We start from the raw sequence: 4,562 nt of genomic DNA, 5'->3' as shown, positions 1-4,562 counted from the left end.
GATCAAATCGTTATAAACTGCTTTCTTTTTGGCTATTAATTGAGCTAATTGATTTTCCTTTTCTTTTTGGGAGCTAGAAAGAATAGTGTTGAATTTTGCTTTCGCTAAAGATTCCTTTTCTTTTTGCCATGAATATTGCGGGAAAATAAAAGTTTGGGAGATCAGAATTACTCCAGTTTCATTTGGTTTAAGTATTAATTTTTCAATTTGGGCTTTATATCTGTCTTTTGTAATATCGATTGAAGTAGCATTTGAAAATTGGATGTACCCTGTGGCTTTGCTTTTTGTGGAAACGAGTTTAACTATTTGATTTTCTTTCGATAATTGCAAATCATCTAAAAACAATTTTGAATCAAATGAGGGATGCAGCATTATTGTTTCTGTGGATCGGTTGGTAATACTCGTTTTTTGAATCGCCGATTGGCCGGAAGAAAACACTAATTGTTGTTTTACATCCAATTTTTCATTCTGAAATTGTTGTTCCAAATGGCTATTGTAACTGTTTTGATTCACCAAAGCAGTTTGCCAATCAATAATTTCCTGTTGGTTTTTATCTTTAAGATGTAACGAAACCAATGAAGGGCTTATCCAAACGCCGTTTTGTTCAGTCAATAAATAAGGTCCCGAAAAACCACCTTGCCCTTGATTGGAATCCAGAAATCCAAATCCAAACCAAGCCCCTTTATCTGAAAAAGCCAATGATTTTCTGTCGGTTGCGTTCGTTGGATTTCCTTTGTAATTGAGAATGTTTTTGCTAGCCTCTAAATTTGGGTAGGTCTTTTGAGCGAAATTAGCTTGGCTAAAAAAAATAAGTGATAATAATGCTGTAATCTGTTTCATATTTATCTAAGTATAAAACCGTTTTTCATAGGGTCATTTGGGTCAATAATAAAAGTGTTTGCACCTGTAATATGGGCTGTTCCTTCCACTTGAGGAATCACGGCTTTAAAAGTTCCGAAGTCTTTTTCAGAAAACAATGAAGCTTTAAAAACACTTCCCGTAATACTTTCAATTGTCAGTTTACTGTTGCAATCTATTGTGTTTCTTGATTTTTCTATAGCAATTCTTCCCGAAACACCGGAGCCTGTAGGGGATCGATCGACTTCTCCTTCGGCAAAAACACAAACATTTCTGCTATGATTTTCTTTTTGCTGGGCATCATCGATAAAAATGGTTCCATATAGAAAGCTCAAATCATCTTCAAAAGGATGCAGTATTTCTTTGTCTTGTTGCATTACAGCATGCTTGATCTCCATACCGTTTTGGATGATAGTACGATAATCAGAATCGGTTAAGGCGAATTTTAAAGTATTGTTTTTTCTCAAATCTACATACGCATAGAAGGCACCACCATAAGCCAAATCATAAGTTACTGTTCCTATTCCTGGTACTTCGACTTCACGATCCAGCCCTACAACAAAACTTGGAACACAATGAAAACGAACTCCCGTTACATCTCCAGATTGAACATTTACATAGGAGGTTATTCGGCCACAAGGAGCATCAATTTCAAGTTTGTTTTCTCCTTCTTTTGCAGTAATCCAATTCATGTTGACGGCTAAAGTACTGATTGCAATAATGGCATGGCCGCACATGGTACTGTAACCTTCATTATGCATAAATAAGATGCCAAAATCGGCAGTTTCATCGTTTGGCGGAAGCAAAACACAACCATACATGTCAGCATGACCACGAGGTTCAAACATTAGTGCAGTACGCAAATAATCATAATTTTCTTTGATGTCCCTGCGATATTCCAATACGGAAGTTCCCTTCAATTCAGGAAACCCGGAAACAATCACACGCAAGGGTTCTCCGCCCGTATGCATGTCAATGGTTTTAATTTGCACCCAATTCTGAGGTACTGTATAATCTGTTTTTGAAATTATGTTTTTATAAGTGGAAGACATAGTTTTTATTTTTTGGATATAAATTCAGAATAAAAATAAGAGGCAGCAACCAAGTCTTCTAGAGCATGCCCAACCGATTTAAAGTAGGTGATTTCTTTTTCGGATGTTCTCCCTTTTTTGGAGCCATTAGACAACTCGAATAGGTCGGCTTTAATATCTTCTATGTTTAAAGTACCGTTATTTAAAGGGATTACAATATCACCGCTTTCTTTTAACCCTCCTTGGTAAGTGTCTAAGAATACTGATGATTTTAAAACAGCTTCATCATCCGCTTCCCTCATATCCTTTTTATAGGCACCCACTAAATCGAGATGTTGCCCCTCTTTCAGCCATTTTCCAAAGACTAAAGGAGTAGGTGATAGAGTTGCACATGAGATAATGTCGACTTCGGAGATTTTATCTTCAATGTTTGTAATAGCTATGCAAGAATAAGAAGCATTCGATATTTCATCACATACCGCTTGTGCTTTTTCCAATGATCTACCCCAAACATATACTTTGGTGATAGGCCGTACACTGGCATGTGCTTGGATTAAATTTTTAGCCAAAGCTCCTGTTCCAATCATTAATAATGAAGAGGCATTTTCTCTGGAGAGATAGCTGCTGGCCAATGCTGAGGTTGAAGCCGTACGTTTTGTAGTTAGTGATTTTCCATCCAAAATTGCTTTAACATTACCCTTATGGGCATCCAAATAAATATAGGTTCCTTGTATGGCAGGAAGATTATAGTTGCCATTATTGGGACTTACTGTTACTATTTTTACCCCCGCATCTACCCCAGGATTAAAGGCAGGCATCAGTAGCAAAGTAGAGTCTTTGTCTTCTGGAGGATTTGGATAGTCGTGGTGATGGCGCATTGGTACTTCTATAGATGGGTTTGCAAAACCATCTTTTAACCGATCAATAAGAAGTTTAAAATTGCAATTATTTTCTATAAACGAATCAGAAATGAGTTGAATAGTATTCATTATAAGGTTGGATTTTTAATAAAATTAAACTTTTTATTTTTTTTAAATACTTTTCAATCCGTATCAGATAAAATATTACAATTTGAGGTTAATATAGTATCGTTTTGAGGTGTGATGAGATTGTATTTTTAAAAAATAATTCTAACCAATATGCAATGAAAATTAAAAATATTCTACTGATACTATCATTCCTTTTTTGTTCTTATTTGAGTTTTGCCCAAACAGGAACAATTGCTCAAACGGATTTAAAGAAAAAATTAATTGAGCTGTTTCCTGATGCTGATATTTCTGAAATTAAGAATTTAGAAGGTTATACTGAATCGTATCAGTTAATTTTGAATGAACCTATGGATCACAAACATCCTGAAAAGGGAACCTTTAAACATTATATTTACCTTTCTCATTGTGATTTTAAGAGTCCAATGGTAATTGAAACCCACGGATATAATACAGGTAACATAAAAAGCGAAGTGAGTAAATTGCTAAACGCAAATCAAGTTGCTGTAGAGTATCGATTTTATGGTAAATCAAGGCCAAATCCAGTTCAATGGCAATATTTAACCAATGATCAGGCAATCGAGGATTACCATAACATCACAACAAAATTGAAAGAATTGTACAAAGGGAAATGGATTTCGACAGGAATAAGTAAAGGGGGAGAAACCACATTAATTTATAAATCGAAATACCCCAATGATGTAGATGTGGCAATGCCTTATGTAGCTCCATTGATTAATACCCAGGAAGATCCAAGAACTGTGGATCATGTGAAAATTGTGGGGACACCCGAATGCAGAGCAAAAATCATTCATTTTCAGAGAGCTCTATTGCAAAATAGAGAAGCTCTTTTGAAGGAAATTAAAGAATATGCCGAGAAAGAAAAAATGACTTTTACTGAAGTTTCTATTGAAGAAGCCTTAGAATATGGCACTTTAGAATTTCCATTTTCTTTTTGGCAATGGGGAGGAAAATGTGAAGATATTCCTGTTGAGGGAGCCAGCTCCAAAGAATTATTTGATTATTTGAATAAGATAGTTGGAATCAGCACCTATAATGATCAAAAATATTTTGATTTATTGCCCTCTTATTATCAGCATCTGAGCGAATTAGGATATTATGGTTTTGATTTTGGACCCGTAAGTGATTTGTTGAAAACGGTAAAAAGCACTTCTAATTCACGTTTTGCACCAAAAGAGGTCACGATTACGTATCATCCAAAATACATAAAAAAGGTGCGTAAATATATAGAGACAAAGGGAGATAAAATCCTTTATATTTATGGGGGTTTTGATACTTGGGGGTCCTGTGCTCCAACTCCAAATCCTGATTTGGATGCTTTAAAAATGGTTCTTCCTGGAGGCAGTCACGCTACCAGAGTGAAAAATTTTACGAAAGAAGATCAGGAAAAAATAATGAAAACATTAGACCGTTGGTTGAAATAAAAAACTGTTTTCATAGATTTTGTTCAGAAATGCCGAAAAGCATTTCCAGCAGAATCGGAAATAAAATGAGACGTATTTGGACCTTTCTCTAAAAGTTGTACCGATTTTAATTAATGGTTCTGCCAAGATTTGAATGGGTCTTGTATTTTTAGCAAAAAAAGGTGGCAGAAGAATTTTCGAAACTTTAGTTGTTTTAATTTAGAATAATTCATAATAAAGGGATTTCAAATATTTGAAATCCC

General features: G+C 35.0%; 3 protein-coding genes and 1 pseudogene. 1 reads left to right on the top strand and 3 read right to left on the bottom strand.

Going from position 1 to position 4,562, the window contains the following annotated elements:
* The 3 genes and pseudogenes from VFS71_RS15140 to VFS71_RS15130 all read right to left on the bottom strand — a co-directional run.
* Nucleotides 1–840 (bottom strand): annotated as a pseudogene (locus VFS71_RS15140) (trehalase); the annotation flags it as partial.
* Between the two features lie 2 nt (nucleotides 841–842).
* On the bottom strand, nucleotides 843–1,910 hold the full coding sequence (locus tag VFS71_RS15135; protein WP_326402272.1) for a proline racemase family protein: 1,068 nt from the start codon (nucleotides 1,908–1,910) through the stop codon (nucleotides 843–845).
* A 5-nt stretch (nucleotides 1,911–1,915) separates the two neighbouring features.
* Complete coding sequence (locus VFS71_RS15130) at nucleotides 1,916–2,878, bottom strand: ornithine cyclodeaminase family protein (protein WP_326402271.1); 963 nt, start codon at nucleotides 2,876–2,878, stop codon at nucleotides 1,916–1,918.
* A 155-nt stretch (nucleotides 2,879–3,033) separates the two neighbouring features.
* Here VFS71_RS15130 and VFS71_RS15125 point away from each other — a divergent pair, with 155 nt between their 5' ends.
* The gene (locus VFS71_RS15125; RefSeq protein ID WP_326402270.1) at nucleotides 3,034–4,320 is read left to right on the top strand and encodes a S28 family serine protease; all 1,287 of its coding nucleotides are present in this window, start codon (nucleotides 3,034–3,036) and stop codon (nucleotides 4,318–4,320) included.
* Nucleotides 4,321–4,562 lie beyond the last annotated feature (242 nt).

It is taken from the genome of Flavobacterium sp. (genome assembly GCF_035760125.1).
Lineage (GTDB): Bacteria > Bacteroidota > Bacteroidia > Flavobacteriales > Flavobacteriaceae > Flavobacterium.
Note: the sequence above shows the minus strand (reverse complement) of the source record. Positions and strands in the feature narration are given on the sequence as shown.

Coding starts and splice junctions, on each gene's coding strand:
- VFS71_RS15135 (WP_326402272.1), bottom strand. CDS start 1,910: ATGTCTTCCACTTATAAAAACATAATTTCAAAAACAGATTATACAGTA.
- VFS71_RS15130 (WP_326402271.1), bottom strand. CDS start 2,878: ATGAATACTATTCAACTCATTTCTGATTCGTTTATAGAAAATAATTGC.
- VFS71_RS15125 (WP_326402270.1), top strand. CDS start 3,034: ATGAAAATTAAAAATATTCTACTGATACTATCATTCCTTTTTTGTTCT.